15 protein-coding genes are annotated in these 16,469 nt (G+C 59.3%); 8 read left to right on the top strand and 7 right to left on the bottom strand.

From position 1 onward, the window contains the following. From AC0IXA_RS17360 to AC0IXA_RS17345, 4 genes are read right to left on the bottom strand one after another with little or no spacing between them, the layout of a single operon-like run. Window positions 1–411: a GtrA family protein gene (locus AC0IXA_RS17360; protein ID WP_471814027.1), complete on the bottom strand. Its 411-nt coding sequence runs from the start codon at window positions 409–411 to the stop codon at window positions 1–3. Next, window positions 408–1,364, bottom strand: coding sequence for a WxcM-like domain-containing protein (locus AC0IXA_RS17355; protein WP_471814025.1), 957 nt, complete (start codon window positions 1,362–1,364; stop codon window positions 408–410). The genes AC0IXA_RS17360 and AC0IXA_RS17355 overlap by 4 nt, the downstream gene beginning before the upstream one ends. After that, on the bottom strand, window positions 1,357–2,301 hold the full coding sequence (locus tag AC0IXA_RS17350; RefSeq protein ID WP_341639363.1) for a glycosyltransferase family 2 protein: 945 nt from the start codon (window positions 2,299–2,301) through the stop codon (window positions 1,357–1,359). Before AC0IXA_RS17350 ends, AC0IXA_RS17355 begins: the two co-directional genes overlap by 8 nt. Continuing rightward, window positions 2,298–3,395 (bottom strand): DegT/DnrJ/EryC1/StrS family aminotransferase, encoded by a 1,098-nt coding sequence (locus AC0IXA_RS17345; RefSeq protein WP_341639364.1) that lies wholly within the window; start codon window positions 3,393–3,395, stop codon window positions 2,298–2,300. Before AC0IXA_RS17345 ends, AC0IXA_RS17350 begins: the two co-directional genes overlap by 4 nt. A 377-nt stretch (window positions 3,396–3,772) precedes the next feature. On the opposite strand from AC0IXA_RS17345, the gene AC0IXA_RS17340 reads away from it, so the two are divergent. The 5 genes from AC0IXA_RS17340 to fabF all read left to right on the top strand — a co-directional run bounded on the left by AC0IXA_RS17340 (window position 3,773) and on the right by fabF (window position 9,783). Beyond that, window positions 3,773–4,744, top strand: coding sequence for a UDP-glucose 4-epimerase family protein (locus AC0IXA_RS17340; RefSeq protein ID WP_341639365.1), 972 nt, complete (start codon window positions 3,773–3,775; stop codon window positions 4,742–4,744). After that, window positions 4,741–5,757 (top strand): MraY family glycosyltransferase, encoded by a 1,017-nt coding sequence (locus AC0IXA_RS17335; RefSeq protein WP_341639366.1) that lies wholly within the window; start codon window positions 4,741–4,743, stop codon window positions 5,755–5,757. The genes AC0IXA_RS17340 and AC0IXA_RS17335 overlap by 4 nt, the downstream gene beginning before the upstream one ends. A 106-nt stretch (window positions 5,758–5,863) precedes the next feature. Continuing rightward, window positions 5,864–7,858: a polysaccharide biosynthesis protein gene (locus AC0IXA_RS17330; RefSeq protein ID WP_445941221.1), complete on the top strand. Its 1,995-nt coding sequence runs from the start codon at window positions 5,864–5,866 to the stop codon at window positions 7,856–7,858. Between the two features lie 110 nt (window positions 7,859–7,968). Continuing rightward, window positions 7,969–8,304, top strand: a complete 336-nt coding sequence (locus AC0IXA_RS17325; RefSeq protein ID WP_122611492.1) for a helix-hairpin-helix domain-containing protein — start codon at window positions 7,969–7,971, stop codon at window positions 8,302–8,304. 204 nt (window positions 8,305–8,508) lie between these two features. Further along, a complete protein-coding gene (fabF, locus tag AC0IXA_RS17320) occupies window positions 8,509–9,783 on the top strand; it encodes a beta-ketoacyl-ACP synthase II (RefSeq protein ID WP_471814021.1) in 1,275 nt (424 codons plus the stop codon). Here fabF and AC0IXA_RS17315 read toward each other — a convergent pair. From AC0IXA_RS17315 to eat, 3 genes are all read right to left on the bottom strand, one after another. Then, window positions 9,780–10,337, bottom strand: a complete 558-nt coding sequence (locus tag AC0IXA_RS17315; protein ID WP_122611494.1) for a TetR family transcriptional regulator — start codon at window positions 10,335–10,337, stop codon at window positions 9,780–9,782. The genes fabF and AC0IXA_RS17315 overlap by 4 nt on opposite strands. A 137-nt stretch (window positions 10,338–10,474) precedes the next feature. After that, the gene (locus tag AC0IXA_RS17310) at window positions 10,475–10,642 is read right to left on the bottom strand and encodes a DUF2897 family protein (RefSeq protein ID WP_016770901.1); all 168 of its coding nucleotides are present in this window, start codon (window positions 10,640–10,642) and stop codon (window positions 10,475–10,477) included. A gap of 129 nt (window positions 10,643–10,771) precedes the next feature. Continuing rightward, window positions 10,772–12,136, bottom strand: coding sequence for an ethanolamine permease (eat, locus tag AC0IXA_RS17305; protein ID WP_016770900.1), 1,365 nt, complete (start codon window positions 12,134–12,136; stop codon window positions 10,772–10,774). A gap of 424 nt (window positions 12,137–12,560) precedes the next feature. Here eat and kdpF point away from each other — a divergent pair, with 424 nt between their 5' ends. Genes kdpF through kdpB form a run of 3 tightly spaced genes read left to right on the top strand, consistent with a single transcriptional unit; the run spans window position 12,561 to window position 16,421 of the window. After that, a complete protein-coding gene (kdpF, locus tag AC0IXA_RS17300; protein ID WP_007899818.1) occupies window positions 12,561–12,650 on the top strand; it encodes a K(+)-transporting ATPase subunit F in 90 nt (29 codons plus the stop codon). 8 nt (window positions 12,651–12,658) lie between these two features. Beyond that, entirely contained in the window at window positions 12,659–14,353 is a 1,695-nt protein-coding gene (kdpA, locus tag AC0IXA_RS17295) for a potassium-transporting ATPase subunit KdpA (protein ID WP_471814018.1), read from the top strand. A gap of 10 nt (window positions 14,354–14,363) precedes the next feature. Continuing rightward, a complete protein-coding gene (kdpB, locus tag AC0IXA_RS17290) occupies window positions 14,364–16,421 on the top strand; it encodes a potassium-transporting ATPase subunit KdpB (protein WP_471814017.1) in 2,058 nt (685 codons plus the stop codon). Window positions 16,422–16,469: the final 48 nt, after the last annotated feature.

Raw genomic sequence — 16,469 nt, 5'->3', positions numbered from 1 at the left:
TTAATCCTTCGCGGGCTTGGTTTTATGAGTTGCCTTAAGAACGACTTTGTTTAGAAGGTAACTTGAGGGTAGGAGAAGCAATATGACCAGAATCGGTGCAACAGCCTTGTGCATATTCAAGTGCTCGACCAGCACATTGAGTAAAACTGCGCCGAGTACGTACTGCACGAGATAAATGGTCGGATAAACAAGCATGCCGATCACCGAGTGCTCGACCTTGAACACGACTTTCGAGTTGAAGAAGTAGGCAAAGACTATTCCGGCAACATAGGCGATCGCATAGGCTATCTGGTAGTTGATCACATAGCAGAGCAACAGATAGAGGCAGTAGGTTATTCCGGTATTGAGCCCGCCGCCGATCAGGAAGCTGATCCAGCGGCGAACTTGCGGATTGTTTTTCAGTGTGGTCACGGCGCGCTTTTTTTGGCAGTCAGCTTGGTGAACTCTGAATAATCACGGATGTAATCGTCAGCTTCGTAATAGTCCGAGGTGAACACCAGCAGTACCGCATCTTCGGAATATTTGTACTGGATACCCCAGGTCAGTGGCGGCAGATAGATGCCTTTGTTCGGAGCGTCGAGCAACACTTCGGCACGGTTGGTGCCGTCATCTACTACTACTGCGCAACTGCCTTTGACGCAAATCAGGAACTGGTGGCACTTGTGGTGGGCATGCTCGCCGCGGGTTTTCTGGCTCGGAACATTGAACACGAGAAAGTAACGCTTGGGGGTAAACGGAATTTCCTTGTGAAACTCACCTACGGAGAGGTCGCCGCGCATGTCCGCAATGTATTTGAAGCGGTGGGTGGTGACATCGCCGACGCCGATACGCACTACCGCATCATCCTGCTCCTGGGTTTTGACAGCAGGAGTCTTGGTGGCATCACTGGATGCGGAGTTTTCCACGTAGCCAGTTATACGCGCCGGAGAGCCAGTCACGATGGCGTACGGAGGTACGGACTTGGTAACGACCGCACCTGCACCCACCATTGCGCCGGTACCGATGGTGATGCCAGGCAGAATGACCGCGCCGCCGCCAATCGAGGCGCCGTCCTGGATGACCGTCTGCGAAAACGACTCCGGATATACCTTGGAGCGTGGGAACTTGTCGTTGGTGAACGTGGCGTTCGGGCCGATGAATACGTCGGAACCGATCCGCAAGCCGTCCCACACGTAAACACCGGACTTGATGGTGGTGCGATCACCGATCACCACGTCATTTTCAATCAGTGAGTGCGAGCAGACGTTGACGTCGTCACCGATCACCGCGTCCGGGAAGACCACAACGTATTGCCAGATGCGAGTGTTCTTGCCGATCTTCGAACTCTTTACATCGGCGCTGGCGTGGATGAACGGCTCAGTCATTGGAATGTTCCTTGTTGTCGAGTTTCATGCAGACGATGGCAAGCGGTCGCTGCTTGCTGTTTTCGTAGGCGCGCCAGGCATAGGTGCCCACGAGCCCCAGGCCGAGCAGATTGAGTGTGCCCAACAAGAGCACCACCAGCATGGTGGCGGCATACCCTGGCACTTCGATAGCTCCAGACAACTTCGCAATGACCACCATGAAGCCGATGAACAGCGAAATGAGCGAACCCATGGCGCCCATGCGTGTGAGCAGTCTGATCGGGTAATCGGTAAACGCGAACACACTGTCCATCATGTACTCGAGTTTCTTCTTGAAGGTCCACGCCGATTTGCCTTCCAGGCGTGTCTGCCGTTCGTATTCGATAAACTTGCGCCGGAAGCCGAGCCAGAAAATAAGCGCAATCAGCGACGAGCGCGACTCGTTCAGCTGCAGCAACTGCTCGCGAAACGCCTTGTTGCAGCCGAAGATGTCGACCCCTCCTGCAGGCATGTCGTGCACCACCAGGCGGCGATACAGGCCCCAGAAGATCGACGACGCCATCCGGCTGGAGAACGGATCCTGGCGGGCATTGCGCGTACCGATGGCAACGTCGCATTCATCGTCGGACAGCGACTTGAAAAAACTGATCAAGAGTTCTGGCGGCTCTTGCAGGTCGGCGGCCATCACTCCGAAATAATCACCCTTGGCAGCCATCAGGCCGGTGCGAATGGCAGGGAACGACCCGAAGTTGCGCGAGTGCGCGAGCAATTGTGCAGAAAACTTCATGCTACCCAAAGCCTGTTTGAGCAACAGGAACGAGTCATCAGGGCTGCCATCCACCACAAACACCACCTCGAGCTGATTCTCGAGTGTGGTGTTCATGTCGGTCAGAGCCTGGATCAGCCGGGGAATCGAATCAGCGTTTTTATAGACTGGAACGATGACGGAATATCTCATGCAGTCCATCCATTGACGGCTGCAATCACGTTGCTGACTTCGGCGTCGGTCATTTCCGGGTAGCAAGGCAGCGTGAGGATGACCGAAGCCAGTTGCTCGGTGTTGACCAGGTTGAGACCGGCGAACTGTTGGCCGAATACCGGCTGTTTGTAGTCGGGGATCGGGTAGTGCACGTCGGAGGCGATCTGCGCTTCACGCAGGTGTTTTTGCAGAGCGTCACGTTTCGGCGACTTGATCACGTACAGGTGGGCAACCGAGGCCAGGCCCGTGTCTGGCGCGTGGTTGATGTCACCGTGGCGAATCTCGGTGCGGTAACGCTGGGCGATTTCGCGGCGGCGCGCATTGCCCTCATCAAGGTGCGGCAGAAATTCGGACAGGATGGCCGCCTGCATTTCATCGAGGCGACTATTGCGGGCGCCTGCGAGCTCCACGCAATACTTGGATGACCACCCGTATTGGCGCAATTGCGCAACACGCTGGGCAATTGCAGCCGAATTGGTCACGACAGCGCCGCCGTCGCCCAGGGCTCCGAGATTCTTCGTGGGATAGAAGCTGAAACTGGAAGCGTCCCCGAAGGTACCCACCCGCTGACCATCGCGCTCGGCGCCATGAGCCTGGGCGCAATCTTCCAGCAGAGCAACCTTGTGCGCCGCGCAGTACGCGGCGATGGCCTTGATGTCCGGCACTGCGAGACCGTACAGGTGGGTAACGACAACGGCTTTGGCCCCGGTTTCGATCGCTTGCTTGACGCTCGCCAATGTGACCACATGAGTGTCCAGGTCGACGTCCATGAACAGCGGAGTTGCGCCGATGGCCAGTACCGATGTGGTGGTGTACATGCCGGCATTGGCCACTGTAGCGACCTGATCGCCTTCAGCGACACCGAGTGCCTTGAGCGCCAGCTCGATGGCGTCGGTTCCATTGGCGACGCTGATGCAGTGTCCAGCCTGCAGATATTCTGCGAATGCTGTTTCAAAGCGTTTGACTTCCGGCCCTAATACCACCCAACCGCTGTCGACCACGCGCTGCACCGAAGCGTTTATCTGCGACTTGAACTTGTCGATCTTCGCTGCGAGGTTGTTGATCTGTTGCATGGGTGCTCTCCATTTCGAAGCAAAAGGCGTCTGCTATCTTGATTTTGGCCGGTGTTAGCCGAGATTTGACGTGATGACGGAGCTGAAATCCTGTAACTGCGAGCGCTCCGATCACTTTTCCGCACGGATTCTATCCGTACCCTGAGTCCGCTCCAACAGCAAAGTGCAATTAGCGCCAGTGTTTGGCTTTGCGGTAGATGCGACTTGCACGATTGCCATCGCCACAGAAGTGGCTATGACGTTGTCGATTCAATAAACTGCCCGCCTCGTGCGATAGCCGATCGATTTCCTGGCATCGCGCCAGAAGCGCGGTTCCGCCACTTGCAACAGCGTCGCTGCAGTGTGTTTGCAGTATCCATTTCTTCCAAGGGTCGCCCATGAGCACCAAGACATTTCTGGTAACGGGTGGCAGCGGTTTCGTGGGCCGGGCATTGATCGGCCGATTGCTTGCGTCAGCGGACTGCCATGTCGTGGCCCCTCTGCGCCGCGCCGAAACGGCTACGGATCCTCGCATCCATTCGGTCCAGTGGTCCGGTCTTGGCCGCGGGCAGGATCTATCGGAGGCAATGCAGGGCGTCGATTGCGTCATCCATACTGCGGCTCGGGTTCATATCATGAACGAGGTGGTCGCCGATCCGCTGGCAGCGTTCCGTCTAGCCAATGTGCAAGGCACTCTGGACCTCGCACGGCAAGCCGCGACGGCCGGAGTGCGGCGTTTCATCTTCGTCAGTTCTATCAAGGTCAACGGGGAGGGCACTGCGCCCGGGCGCGTGTACACGGCCGATGACATACCTGCGCCGGTCGATCCTTACGGCATCTCCAAGCACGAAGCCGAACAGGCGTTGCTGTCTTTGGCGGCCGGCACCGGCATGGACGTGGTCATCATTCGCCCGGTGCTGGTCTACGGCCCGAGCGTCAAAGCCAATTTCCTCAGCATGATGCGCTGGCTATATCGCGGCGTGCCACTGCCGTTCGGTGCCGTCGACAATCGGCGCAGCCTGGTGGCGCTCGATAATCTGATCGATCTGGTGCTGACGTGCGCCGAGCACCCGGCAGCTGCAAATCAGGTGTTTCTAGCCAGTGATGGTGAAGATGTCTCGACCACTCAGCTGTTGCGCAGGCTCGGCACCGCGCTTGGCAGACCGGCCCGGCTATTGCCGGTCTCCGTCGGCTTCATGAGCGGTGTGGCCAGATTGCTGGGCCGTGAAGCGCTGTCGCAAAGACTCTTCGGTTCTTTGCAGGTCGATATCAGCAAGAACCGCCAACTATTGAACTGGGTGCCTCCAGTGGCCCTTGATCGCGCCTTGAACCTGACGGCGCAGCATTTTCTGGATACTCGCCAAAAATGAATTACGGATGGTTCATCGCGATCATTGCACTTCTCTCCCTGACGCTGACCTGGGCTTTGCGTCACTACGCTCTGGCAAGAAGCCTTATGGATATTCCCAATGCGCGAAGCTCGCATTCGGTGCCAACCCCGCGTGGTGGCGGGGTGGCGATTGTTCTGACGTTCTTGTTGGCAATGGTGTATCTGCTGTGGCGGGATTTGATCGCGTTCGCGCCGTTTATCGCTATCGCCGGGGCGGGGGCGCTGGTCGCCGTGGTTGGGTTCATGGATGACCATGGACACATCGCTGCACGCTGGCGCTTGCTGGGGCATTTTGCTGCGGCGACCTGGTTGCTCTGGTGGTTAGACGGACTCCCTGCCCTGCAGTTCTGGGGCGTGGTGGTTGACCTGGGTGTTGTCGGTCATGTGCTGGCGGTGTTTTATCTTGTCTGGCTGCTCAATCTGTACAACTTCATGGACGGTATTGACGGTATCGCCAGTGTCGAGGCCATTTGCGTATGCCTCGGCGCCTGTCTGCTTGGCTGGCTGGGTGGTTGGCCGCAAGTGGTCTGGGCGCCGCTGCTGCTGGCAGTGTGCGTCGGCGGTTTTCTATTCTGGAATTTTCCGCCCGCTCGGATCTTCATGGGCGATGCCGGCAGCGGATTTCTCGGTATCGTGCTGGGAGGCTTGTCGCTGCAGGCGGCATGGCAGAGTGCCGAGCTGCTATGGGGCTGGCTGATTCTGCTCGGCGTGTTTATTGTCGATGCGACATTCACGCTGTTTCGGCGCTTGCTGCGCGGCGATAAAGTTTATGAGGCGCATCGCAGTCACGCCTATCAATATGCCTCTCGTCGGTTTGGCAGTCATCTGCCCGTCACTATTACCGTTGCCGTGATCAATATGTTCTGGTTGTTGCCGATTGCCGTGGCCGTTACGCATTTCGGACTGGACGGGAGCCTGGGCGTTTTTGTCGCCTATGCTCCTCTGCTGTGGCTTGCAATCGCATATCGCGCCGGCGAACTGGAAAAGAACTGAAAGGCCACCCCGTCACGGCTCTGTCATTTGGGTTTACAGTGCATGACAGCAGTTCAGCAGAGGATTACAGCAGTTGAAGGGAGAAAACTGAGTGTTTGAAGAGTTGATGGACAAGGTTCGGGAGCGGCTCGTCGCATTGCCGAGGCGACGCAAACGCCTGATTCAGGTGGCAACGGACATCGTCCTGGTCTGGGCAGCCCTGTGGCTGGCGTTCATCGTCCGCCTGGGCATCGATGACATGTATAACCCGTTCAGAGTGCATGTCTGGCTGTTTGTCTGCGCCCCCGTCGTCGCTATCCCCCTTTTCATTCGCTTCGGCATGTACCGGGCTGTCATGCGGTATTTCGGCAATGACGCGCTGATTGCCATTATCAAGGCGGTAAGTCTTTCTTCGCTGATCCTGGCCGTTGTCGTGTACTGGTACAGCAACCACGAGGCCGTGGTACCGCGTTCGATCATTTTCAATTATTGGTGGTTGAGTCTGGTCATCATTGGCGGACTGCGCTTGTGTATGCGCCAATACTTCATGGGTGACTGGTTTACTGCAGCGCAACATGTGCCCTTTACCAATCGTGATAACGGCTTGACCAAGGTTGCCATTTACGGCGCGGGCGTCGCAGGCAATCAGCTGGTTGCCGCGTTGCGCATGGGCAAGGTCATGCGCCCGGTGGCTTTCATTGACGATGACGCCAGTATCGCTGACCGATCGATCTCGGGTCTGCATGTCTACAAACCCAAGCACATTCAGGAAATGATCGACGTTACCGGAGCCCAGGAAATCCTGCTGGCCCTGCCATCCTCCACCCGGGCCAGACGGCGGGAGATTCTCAACCTGCTCGAGGGTTTTCCTCTGCATATCCGCAGCGTGCCGAATTTCACCGATCTGGCCAGCGGAAGGGTGAAAGTCGAGGACATTCAGGAAGTCGACATCGCTGACTTGCTGGGGCGCGACGCAGTGCCAGCGCAACCGGACCTGCTCCAACGCTGCATCAGGGGCAAAGTCGTCATGGTCACCGGTGCCGGTGGCTCGATCGGCTCAGAGCTGTGCCGGCAGATTTTTGCCCTGGGCCCGACCACACTGCTGCTGTTCGATCACAGTGAATTCAATCTCTATAGCATTTTGTCCGAACTGGAGCAGCGTGGGTGCAGGGAGTCGGTCAAGGTGCGTCTGTTGCCCATCCTCGGTTCCATTCGCCATCCGGACAAGTTGCTGGATGTGATGAAAACCTGGCAGGTCGACACGGTTTATCACGCAGCGGCTTACAAACACGTACCGATGGTCGAGCACAACATTGCTGAAGGTGTGCTGAATAACGTGATCGGCACCTTGAATACCGCGCAGGCAGCCCTGCAGTCAGGTGTGGCCAATTTCGTGTTGATTTCTACCGACAAGGCCGTTCGCCCGACCAATGTGATGGGCAGTACCAAGCGCCTGGCCGAGCTGGTTCTGCAAGCGTTGAGCCACGAGATCGCTCCGGTCCTGTTTGGTGACAAGTCCAACGTTTCACGGGTCAACAAAACCCGCTTCACCATGGTGCGGTTCGGCAATGTGCTGGGGTCTTCCGGTTCAGTGATCCCGTTGTTCCACAGTCAAATCAAATCTGGCGGTCCTCTGACGGTGACCCATCCGAAAATCACCCGCTATTTCATGACCATCCCCGAGGCGGCCCAATTGGTGATTCAGGCCGGCTCGATGGGACAAGGCGGCGATGTGTTCGTGCTGGACATGGGCGAGCCGGTGAAGATCGTCGAGCTCGCCGAGAAAATGATTCACCTCTCGGGTCTGAGTATCCGCTCCGACCGCAACCCGCAAGGCGACATTTCCATCGAATTCACCGGATTGCGTCCCGGCGAAAAGCTCTACGAAGAGCTGTTGATCGGCGACAACGTTGCCGCAACACCGCATCCGATGATCATGACGGCCAATGAGGATCATCTACCTTGGGAAGTGTTAAAGGTTAAGTTGGCCAGTTTGTTGGCGGCGGTTGATGAGGATGATTACTCTCGCGTTCGCCAGTTATTGCGTGAAACGGTCAGCGGCTACTCCCCCGACGGTGAAATAGTCGACTGGATCTACCAGCAACGTCGTCTCGAGCCGTGATTGTTTCACATCCTGTAACGCTCGCATTTTTGACTTAGCTCCATCATGACCTACGTTTGGAGAGCAGCTTGGGAAAAGCTGCTTTCTAAAACGATGATGGAGCGTCACTTATGCGTACCGGTTATTTCTACTCGCTGATTTTTGCTTTCCTCACCAGCGCCTCGATCGCTGCGATTGCTGCGCCTGTAGCGCCCACCGAGACAACAAAGGCGCCTTTGCTGATGGATGCGGCTGCGCCCTCGGCAAGCGTGAAGGTCGATCTCAACGGCGCGGATGCGGCGACGTTGCAAAAGGAGTTGGCGGGTGTGGGGGAGGCGAAGGCGCAGGCGATTGTTGCGTATCGGGATACAAACGGGCCGTTCGCGTCGGTGGATGAGTTGCTGGAAGTGAAGGGGATTGGCAAGGCGATTCTGGATCGCAATCGTGAAAAGCTGGAAGTGAACTAAGCTGACAGTTCAACGCCGAGAGGCCGGTCATTGACCGGCCTTTTTATTGGGTGCTGATCGGGTGGATGCCTGAACGCTGAAAATTATGGGTATCATATTGCGCCTTGATTATGCCTATAATAATTTCCATCGGCACTGATTCAGCAGCCGAATCGCGGCACATCGATGCACGTCGAATTTTGAATTGATAGGGGTAACCACGGTATGAACCAACGTCGAGTCGTCGTCACGGGCATGGGCCTGGTTTCACCCTTGGGCAGTGATGTTGAAATTGTCTGGCAGCGTTTGCTCGCCGGTCGTTCCGGGTTGCGCAACTTGCCCGATGCGGTTGTGGCTGATCTGCCGACCCGGGTCGGCGGCAGTGTGCCGACGGTGGAGGAGGATGCCGAGGCCGGGTTTGATCCGGATCGTGCGACGCCGCCCAAGGAACAGAAGAAAATGGATCGCTTCATCATGTTTGCCATGGAAGCGGCGCGGCAGGCGCTGGAGCAGGCCGGCTGGCACCCGGTGGACGCTGAAAGCCAGGAGCGCACTGCAACAATCATCGGCTCGGGTGTCGGTGGTTTCGGTGCGATTGCCGATGCGGTGCGTACCACCGACAGCCGTGGCCCTCGGCGTTTGTCGCCGTTCACCATTCCATCGTTTCTGGTCAATCTCGCGGCGGGTCATGTGTCGATCCAGCATGGCCTCAAAGGGCCGCTTGGTGCGCCAGTTACCGCGTGTGCCGCAGGTGTTCAGGCGATCGGCGATGCAGCGCGGTTGATCAGGGCGGGGGAGGCGGACATCGCGGTGTGTGGCGGTGCGGAAGCTTCGATTGATCGCGTCAGTCTGGCCGGTTTCGCGGCGGCACGGGCGCTGTCCAGCGGCTACAACGACACCCCGGAAAAAGCTTCGCGTCCCTTCGACAGTGGGCGCGATGGTTTCGTGATGGGCGAGGGCGCCGGTCTATTGGTCATCGAGTCGCTGGAGCATGCGCTTGCACGCGGTGCGAAGCCGCTGGCCGAACTGGTCGGTTACGGCACCACCGCCGACGCCTATCACCTGACCGCTGGCCCGGAAGACGGCAGCGGCGCACGCCGGGCGATGCAATTGGCACTGGCTCAGGGCGGTGTAAAGCCGGAGCAGGTGCAGCATCTCAACGCACATGCGACGTCGACGCCGGTCGGCGATTTGGGCGAGTTGGCGGCGATCAAGGCGTTGTTTGGCACGCAGAACAAGATCGCCGTGACTTCGACCAAATCCGCCACCGGTCATTTGCTCGGCGCGGCCGGCGGGCTGGAGGCGATTTTCACGCTACTGGCGATTCGGGATCAGGTAGTGCCACCAACGCTCAACTTTGAAAACCCGGATCCGGCGAGCGAAGGGGTGGACATTGTCCATGGCGAAGCGCGATCAATGGCGATCGAATATGCGTTGTCCAACGGCTTCGGTTTCGGCGGGGTCAATGCGAGCGTGTTGTTCAAGCGCTGGGAAGGTTAATCGCTCGATTGCTTGAGATGTTCGCGGGTGACGTCGAGGATGCGCTGGGCGAAGTCAGCATCCGCGACGCTGCGTGACAGCAGCAGTGCACCGGCCAGGGTCGCCATGATGACAATGCTGTGATCGGCGCTGTTCTCGCCTTCGAGCGTGCCCTGAATTTGTCCGAGGCGAGCATTGAGGACTTCGTCACTGGTGGGGCTTGGCTGGCCGCGCAGGCCCAGCTCGGAGGAAATGGTCAGCAGCGGGCAGCCTTCGTGGGGCGAGGTTTGATGCCACTCCGACAGGTAGGTGTCGATGAACACTTGCAGCGGGTTTTCCTGCGCGAAGATTTCTTCGCACAGGCCCGCGACTTGCTCGCCGGCCTCTTGCAGGGCTTTTTCGACCAGTTCTTCCTTGGATCTGAAGTGCGAGTAGAAGCCGCCATGGGTCAAGCCCAGGGCTTTCATCAAAGGCTGCAGGCCGGTGGCGCCGATACCGTCCTTGCGAAATCGGGCGGAAGCTTCCTTGATGATGCGTTGATGGGTCTGGGCTTTGTGATCTGGCGAGTAACGCATGTGGAGCTCTCCGCGACGATGCTGCCATCTTAACCACGGAAGATTAAATGGTGACTGTACTTCTAAAATCTAAACAGCCTGCGGGTAACTCCGATTGTGCTGAAAAAACAAACCCCGCCATTGCGGCGGGGCTCGTATCAGCGGTCTTGTGCATCCTTGGCATCCGCTTCGGCATTGCGCTGTGCGACGCGCTTGCGTTCTTCATCGGTCAGTTCGACCTTGTTGGCGGTGTCGCGCAACATCATCAATCCGCCAACAATCGAGCCGATCGCAACGACCAGAATCAACCAGGCATACCAGGGCATAACGGCTCTCCTTAATGGCAGCTCGACGGGCGAGGACTTCGCCGTGCGATGCTGCATACCACCTTTGAGCGAAACGACTTCGCGGTGGTTCCATTCTAGGCCGCTTATGCCCGGCACACCCGAACAGTGTTACAGACCGGTCAACATCGCATCCGCCGGCGCATCGGCACGCAGTTGCCCGGTCAGCATGAAGTAGCAGAACCCGACCGCCATGAAGCCGAGGAAAATCAGCCCGATCAGCGTGTTGAACCACGCCATCGCCACCAGGCAAACCACCGCCAGTACCAGCGCGATCAGCGGAACCAGCGGATAGCACGGCGCGCGGAAAGTACGCTCCAGATTCGGTTCCGATTTACGCAGTTTGAACAGGCTGAGCATGCTCATGATGTACATCACGATCGCGCCGAACACGGCCATGGTGATCATCGCTGCGGTGAGAGTCATACCGCCGAGGTTGATCAGGCCGTCGCTGTAGATCGCCGCGATGCCGATAAGCCCGCCAGCGATGATTGCGCGGTGCGGGGTCTGGAAGCGCGACAGTTTTGCCAATGAGGCGGGCAGGTAACCGGCGCGGGCGAGGGCGAAGAATTGTCGTGAGTACCCGAGGATGATGCCGTGGAAACTGGCGACCAGGCCGAACAGGCCGATCCACACCAGCATGTGCAGCCAGCCGGAGTTGTCGCCGACCACGGTTTTCATCGCCTGCGGCAGTGGGTCGTTGATGTTGGACAAGGTGCGCCAGTCGCCAACACCGCCCGCGAAGAACATCACGCCCATGGCCAGCAGCACCAGGGTCAGGATGCCGCTGATGTAGGCTTTTGGGATCGTGCGTTTCGGGTCCTTGGCTTCTTCGGCGGCCATGGCGGCGCCTTCGATGGCGAGAAAGAACCAGATCGCGAAGGGAATCGCCGCGAACATGCCGGCAATCGCCGGCGCGCCGAAGACATCGGAACCGGCCCAGCCATTCAGGGCAAAGTTGCTGAAGCTGAACGCCGGCGCGACCACGCCCATGAACACCAGCAACTCAGCCACCGCCAGCACGCAGACGATCAGCTCGAACGTCGCGGCCAGTTTCACCCCCAGAATGTTCAGGCCCATGAACACGATGTAGGCGCCGACCGCCGCGTGTTTCGGGTCCAGTGCCGGAAATTGCACATTCAAGTAAGCGCCAATCGCCAAAGCAATCGCTGGCGGGGCGAAGACGAATTCGATCAGCGTGGCCAGTCCGGCGATCAATCCGCCTTTTTCGCCAAACGCGCGGCGGCTGTAGGCAAACGGCCCGCCGGCATGGGGAATCGCGGTGGTCAGTTCGGTGAAACTGAAGATGAAGCAGGTGTACATGGTCGCGACCATGAACGAGGTCACGAGAAAACCCAGCGTACCGGCCACGCCCCAGCCGTAACTCCAGCCGAAATATTCCCCGGAAATCACCAGCCCCACGGCAATGCCCCACAGGTGCAACGTGCCCAGCGTGGGTTTGAGTTGTGTGTTCATGCGCTTGCTCCCTGAAGGATTGGAAAGCTTCGGGGGAGGGCGTGTGCAGTGGGCGTGCCATCGCAGTGAAACAAGTCGTAATAAGTTGAAAGCTGTCGTATCGGGAATGTTCGCAGCTGGATGAGCGATTTTTGTGCGCCAGTTGGGAGCAGCGGAGTCTGTTATGCCGCCTTCGCGGGCAAGCTCGCTCCCACAGGTTTTTGCGTCGTCCGCAGAGTTCGATTCCGGCACGGAACCTGTGGGAGTCGGGCTCGCCCGCGATGAGGTCCGACCTGACGCTGCAAAAACCTGCTGTAACGCCGGCATAAACCCACTCTTTACGCTTTCTTTATGACCCACGCCGCGCCTCGCTCTCGTTCCTTTACAGCCTCCTTCCCGACAATCGCTGCACACACGGCAATACGCCGTTACACGGAGATCTTCCATGAGCGTTCTGGACGGGGTGTCACTGCTGTTGGCAGTGGGGCTGTTCATTTATCTGTTGGTTGCGCTGTTGCGCGCGGACCGGAACTAGGAGCGGCTATGCACAGTTATGACTATTGGCTGATCCTCGGGTTTTTTGCGCTGGTCCTGCTGCCGGCGCCGTTCCTTGGGCGCTTCTATTACAAGGTCATGGAGGGCCAGCGCACCTGGCTGACGCCGATTCTCGGACCGGTCGAGCGCGGTTGCTATCGTCTTGCCGGGGTCGATGTGCAGACGGAGCAGAGCTGGCAGAAGTACACGCTGGCGCTGTTGGCGTTCAACCTTGCCGGTTTCCTGCTGCTGTTTGCGATTCTGCTGTTCCAGGATCACCTGCCGCTGAACCCGCAAAACCTGCCCGGCCAGGAATGGACCCAGGCGTTCAACACCGCGGTCAGTTTCATGACCAATACCAACTGGCAGTCCTACAGCGGTGAAGCGACCCTCAGCTACCTGAGCCAGATGGTCGGTCTCACCGTGCAGAACTTCGTCAGCGCCGCCACCGGCCTCGCCGTACTTGTCGCGCTGTGCCGTGGCATCGGCCGTAAGTCGGCGCAGACCCTCGGCAACTTCTGGGTCGACATGACCCGCGCCACCCTCTATGGCCTGCTGCCGCTGTGCCTGCTGCTGGCGCTGTATCTGGTCTGGCAGGGCGTGCCGCAAACCTTCGCCCAGTATGTAAATGCCGTGACCCTGCAAGGCGTCGATCAGGTGATCCCGCTCGGCCCGGCTGCCAGCCAGATTGCGATCAAGCAGCTGGGCACCAACGGTGGCGGTTTCTTCGGCGTCAACTCGGCGCATCCGTTCGAGAACCCGACCGCGTGGAGCAACCTGTTCGAAGTCGCCTCGATCATTCTGATCCCGGTGGCGCTGGTGTTCACCTTCGGCCATTACGTCAAGGACCTGCGTCAGAGCCGCGCGATCATCGCCTGCATGCTGGCGTTGTTCCTGATCGGCGGTGCGACATCGTTGTGGGCCGAGTATCAGCCGAATCCGACCCTGAACAACGCCGCTGTCGAGCAGACTGCGCCGCTGGAAGGCAAGGAAGCGCGCTTCGGTACCACCGCGACGGTGCTGTGGTCGGTGACTACCACGGCGGCTTCGAACGGCTCGGTCAACGGCATGCACGATAGCCTCAACCCGCTGAGCGGCATGGTTGCGCTGGTCAACATGATGGTCGGCGAAGTGATCTTCGGCGGTGTCGGTGCCGGGCTCTACGGCATGTTGCTCAACGTGCTGATCGCGGTGTTCCTCGCCGGTCTGATGATCGGTCGTACGCCGGAATACCTCGGCAAGAAGCTTCAAGCGCGTGAGGTGCAATTGTTGGTGGTGACGCTGCTGGTGATGCCCGTCGGCGTGCTGGTGCTCGGCGCCATTGCCGCCACGGTTCCCAGCGCTGCGGCAACCATCAGCAACCCCGGCGCGCACGGCTTCAGTCAGTTGCTCTATGCCTACACCTCGGCGAGCGCCAACAACGGTTCGGCATTTGGTGGCCTGGGCGCGAACACGCCGTTCCACAACCTGATGCTCGGTCTGGGCATGTTGATCGGCCGCTTCGGCTACATCCTGCCGGTGCTGGCACTGGCCGGTAGCCTGGCGATGAAGAAAAGCGCACCGGTCGGCCAGAACAGCTTTCCGACTCACGGCCCGCTGTTCGTGACCCTGTTGACCGTGACCATTCTGCTGGTGGGCGGCCTGACGTTCTTGCCGACGCTGGCGCTCGGCCCTATCGCCGAACATTTAAGTATGGGCTTCTAAGGAATCCATCATGAATATGCCTGCAATCAAACCCGCCGCCGTCAAAGCGCCGGAACAAGCCAAAACCGCGATCTCGGCCCTGTGGCGCCCGGCGCTGGTGCAAGCCTTCGTCAAGCTCGACCCTCGGCAATTGGCGCGTTCGCCAGTGATGCTGGTGGTCGAACTGACGGCGATTTTCACCACCGTGCTGTGCTTCATTCCGGACGCTGATGTGCCGACCTTCGTCGCCGCACAAATCGCTCTGTGGCTGTGGTTCACCGTGCTGTTTGCCAACTTCGCCGAAGCCTTGGCCGAAGGTCGTGGCAAGGCTCGCGCCGACAGCCTCAAGGCCGGCAGCGAAGGCCTCAGCGCCCGCTGCCGCCAAGCCGATGGCAGCTTCAAGATCGTGCCGGCTGCCAATCTGCGCAAGGGCGACGTGGTGCGAGTCGAAGCCGGGGAAATGATCCCCGGTGACGGCGAAGTCATCGAAGGCATCGCGGCGGTCAACGAAGCGGCGATCACTGGCGAATCGGCGCCGGTGATCCGCGAGTCTGGCGGCGACCGCTCGGCCGTCACCGGCAACACGCGGTTGGTGTCCGACTGGCTGCTGGTGAAGATCACCACCAACCCTGGTGAATCGACCCTCGACCGCATGATCGCTCTGGTCGAAGGCGCCAAGCGTCAGAAGACCCCGAACGAAGTCGCGCTGGATATCCTGCTGATCGGCCTGACCCTGATCTTTCTGCTGGTGGTCGTCACCCTGCAACCGTTCGCGCATTTCGCCAATGGCAGCCTGCCGCTGGTGTTCCTCGTGGCGTTATTGGTCACGCTGATTCCGACCACCATCGGCGGTCTGCTGTCTGCCATCGGTATCGCCGGGATGGATCGCCTCGTGCGCCTGAATGTGATCGCCAAATCCGGTCGCGCAGTGGAAGCGGCGGGTGACGTGCACGTGCTGTTGCTCGACAAGACCGGCACCATCACCTTCGGCAACCGTCGTTGCAGCGCGGTGTATGCCGCGCCGGGTGTGAGCGGGCGTGAGCTGGCCGAAGGCGCGCTGTTCGCCTCGCTGGCCGATGAAACCGCTGAGGGCAAATCGATCGTCGAGTTCCTCCGTGGCCTGCATCCGCAACCGGAGCCGGCCCCGGAAACCCTGACCGCCGTGCCGTTCAGCGCGGAAACCCGCTTGTCCGGCGTCGATTATCAGGGCCGCGTGTATCGCAAAGGTGCGGTGGATTCGCTGCTGGCGTTTCTCGGTCAGCAACGTAGCGATCTGGCCCCGGCGCTGGCGCGGGAAATCGACAAGATTGCCCAGAGCGGTGGCACGCCGTTGCTGGTCTGTGCAGACGGTAAGTTGCTTGGCGCGATCCATCTCAAGGACGTGGTCAAGCCAGGCATTCGTGAGCGTTTTGCCGAGTTGCGCAAACTGGGGATTCGCACGGTGATGGTCACCGGCGACAACCCGCTGACCGCTGCTGCGATCGCCGCTGAAGCGGGCGTCGATGATGTGCTCGCCGAAGCCACGCCGGAGAAGAAGCTCGCGCGGATTCGTCACGAGCAGAACGACGGCCGCCTGGTCGCCATGTGCGGCGACGGCGCCAACGACGCCCCGGCCCTGGCCCAGGCAGACGTCGGGATGGCGATGAACGATGGCACGCAAGCGGCACGCGAAGCGGCGAACATGGTCGATCTCGACAGCGACCCGACCAAGCTGCTCGACGTGGTGCAGATCGGCAAAGAATTGCTGGTGACCCGTGGCGCGCTGACGACCTTTTCCATCGCCAACGACATCGCCAAATACTTCGCGATTCTGCCGGCGCTGTTCGCCTCGATTTACCCGCAGCTGGGCGTGCTGAACATCATGCATCTGAGCAGTCCGCAAAGCGCGATTCTCTCGGCCATTGTGTTCAACGCGCTGATCATCGTTGTGCTGATTCCACTGGCATTGCGCGGCGTGCGCGTGCAGGCGGCGAGTGCGGCGGCGTTGCTGCGGCGCAATCTGCTGATCTATGGCGTCGGCGGGATTGCCGTGCCGTTCGTGGGGATCAAGGTGATCGACATGCTGCTTACGGCGTTGCATCTGGTGTAACGCTTTCGCGAGCAGGCTCGCTCCCACCTGAAACTGCATTCCCCTGTG

It is taken from the genome of Pseudomonas sp. AC083, assembly GCF_979253165.1.
The sequence above is the reverse complement of the archived record's forward strand: the minus strand, read 5'-3'. Positions and strand labels throughout refer to the sequence as shown.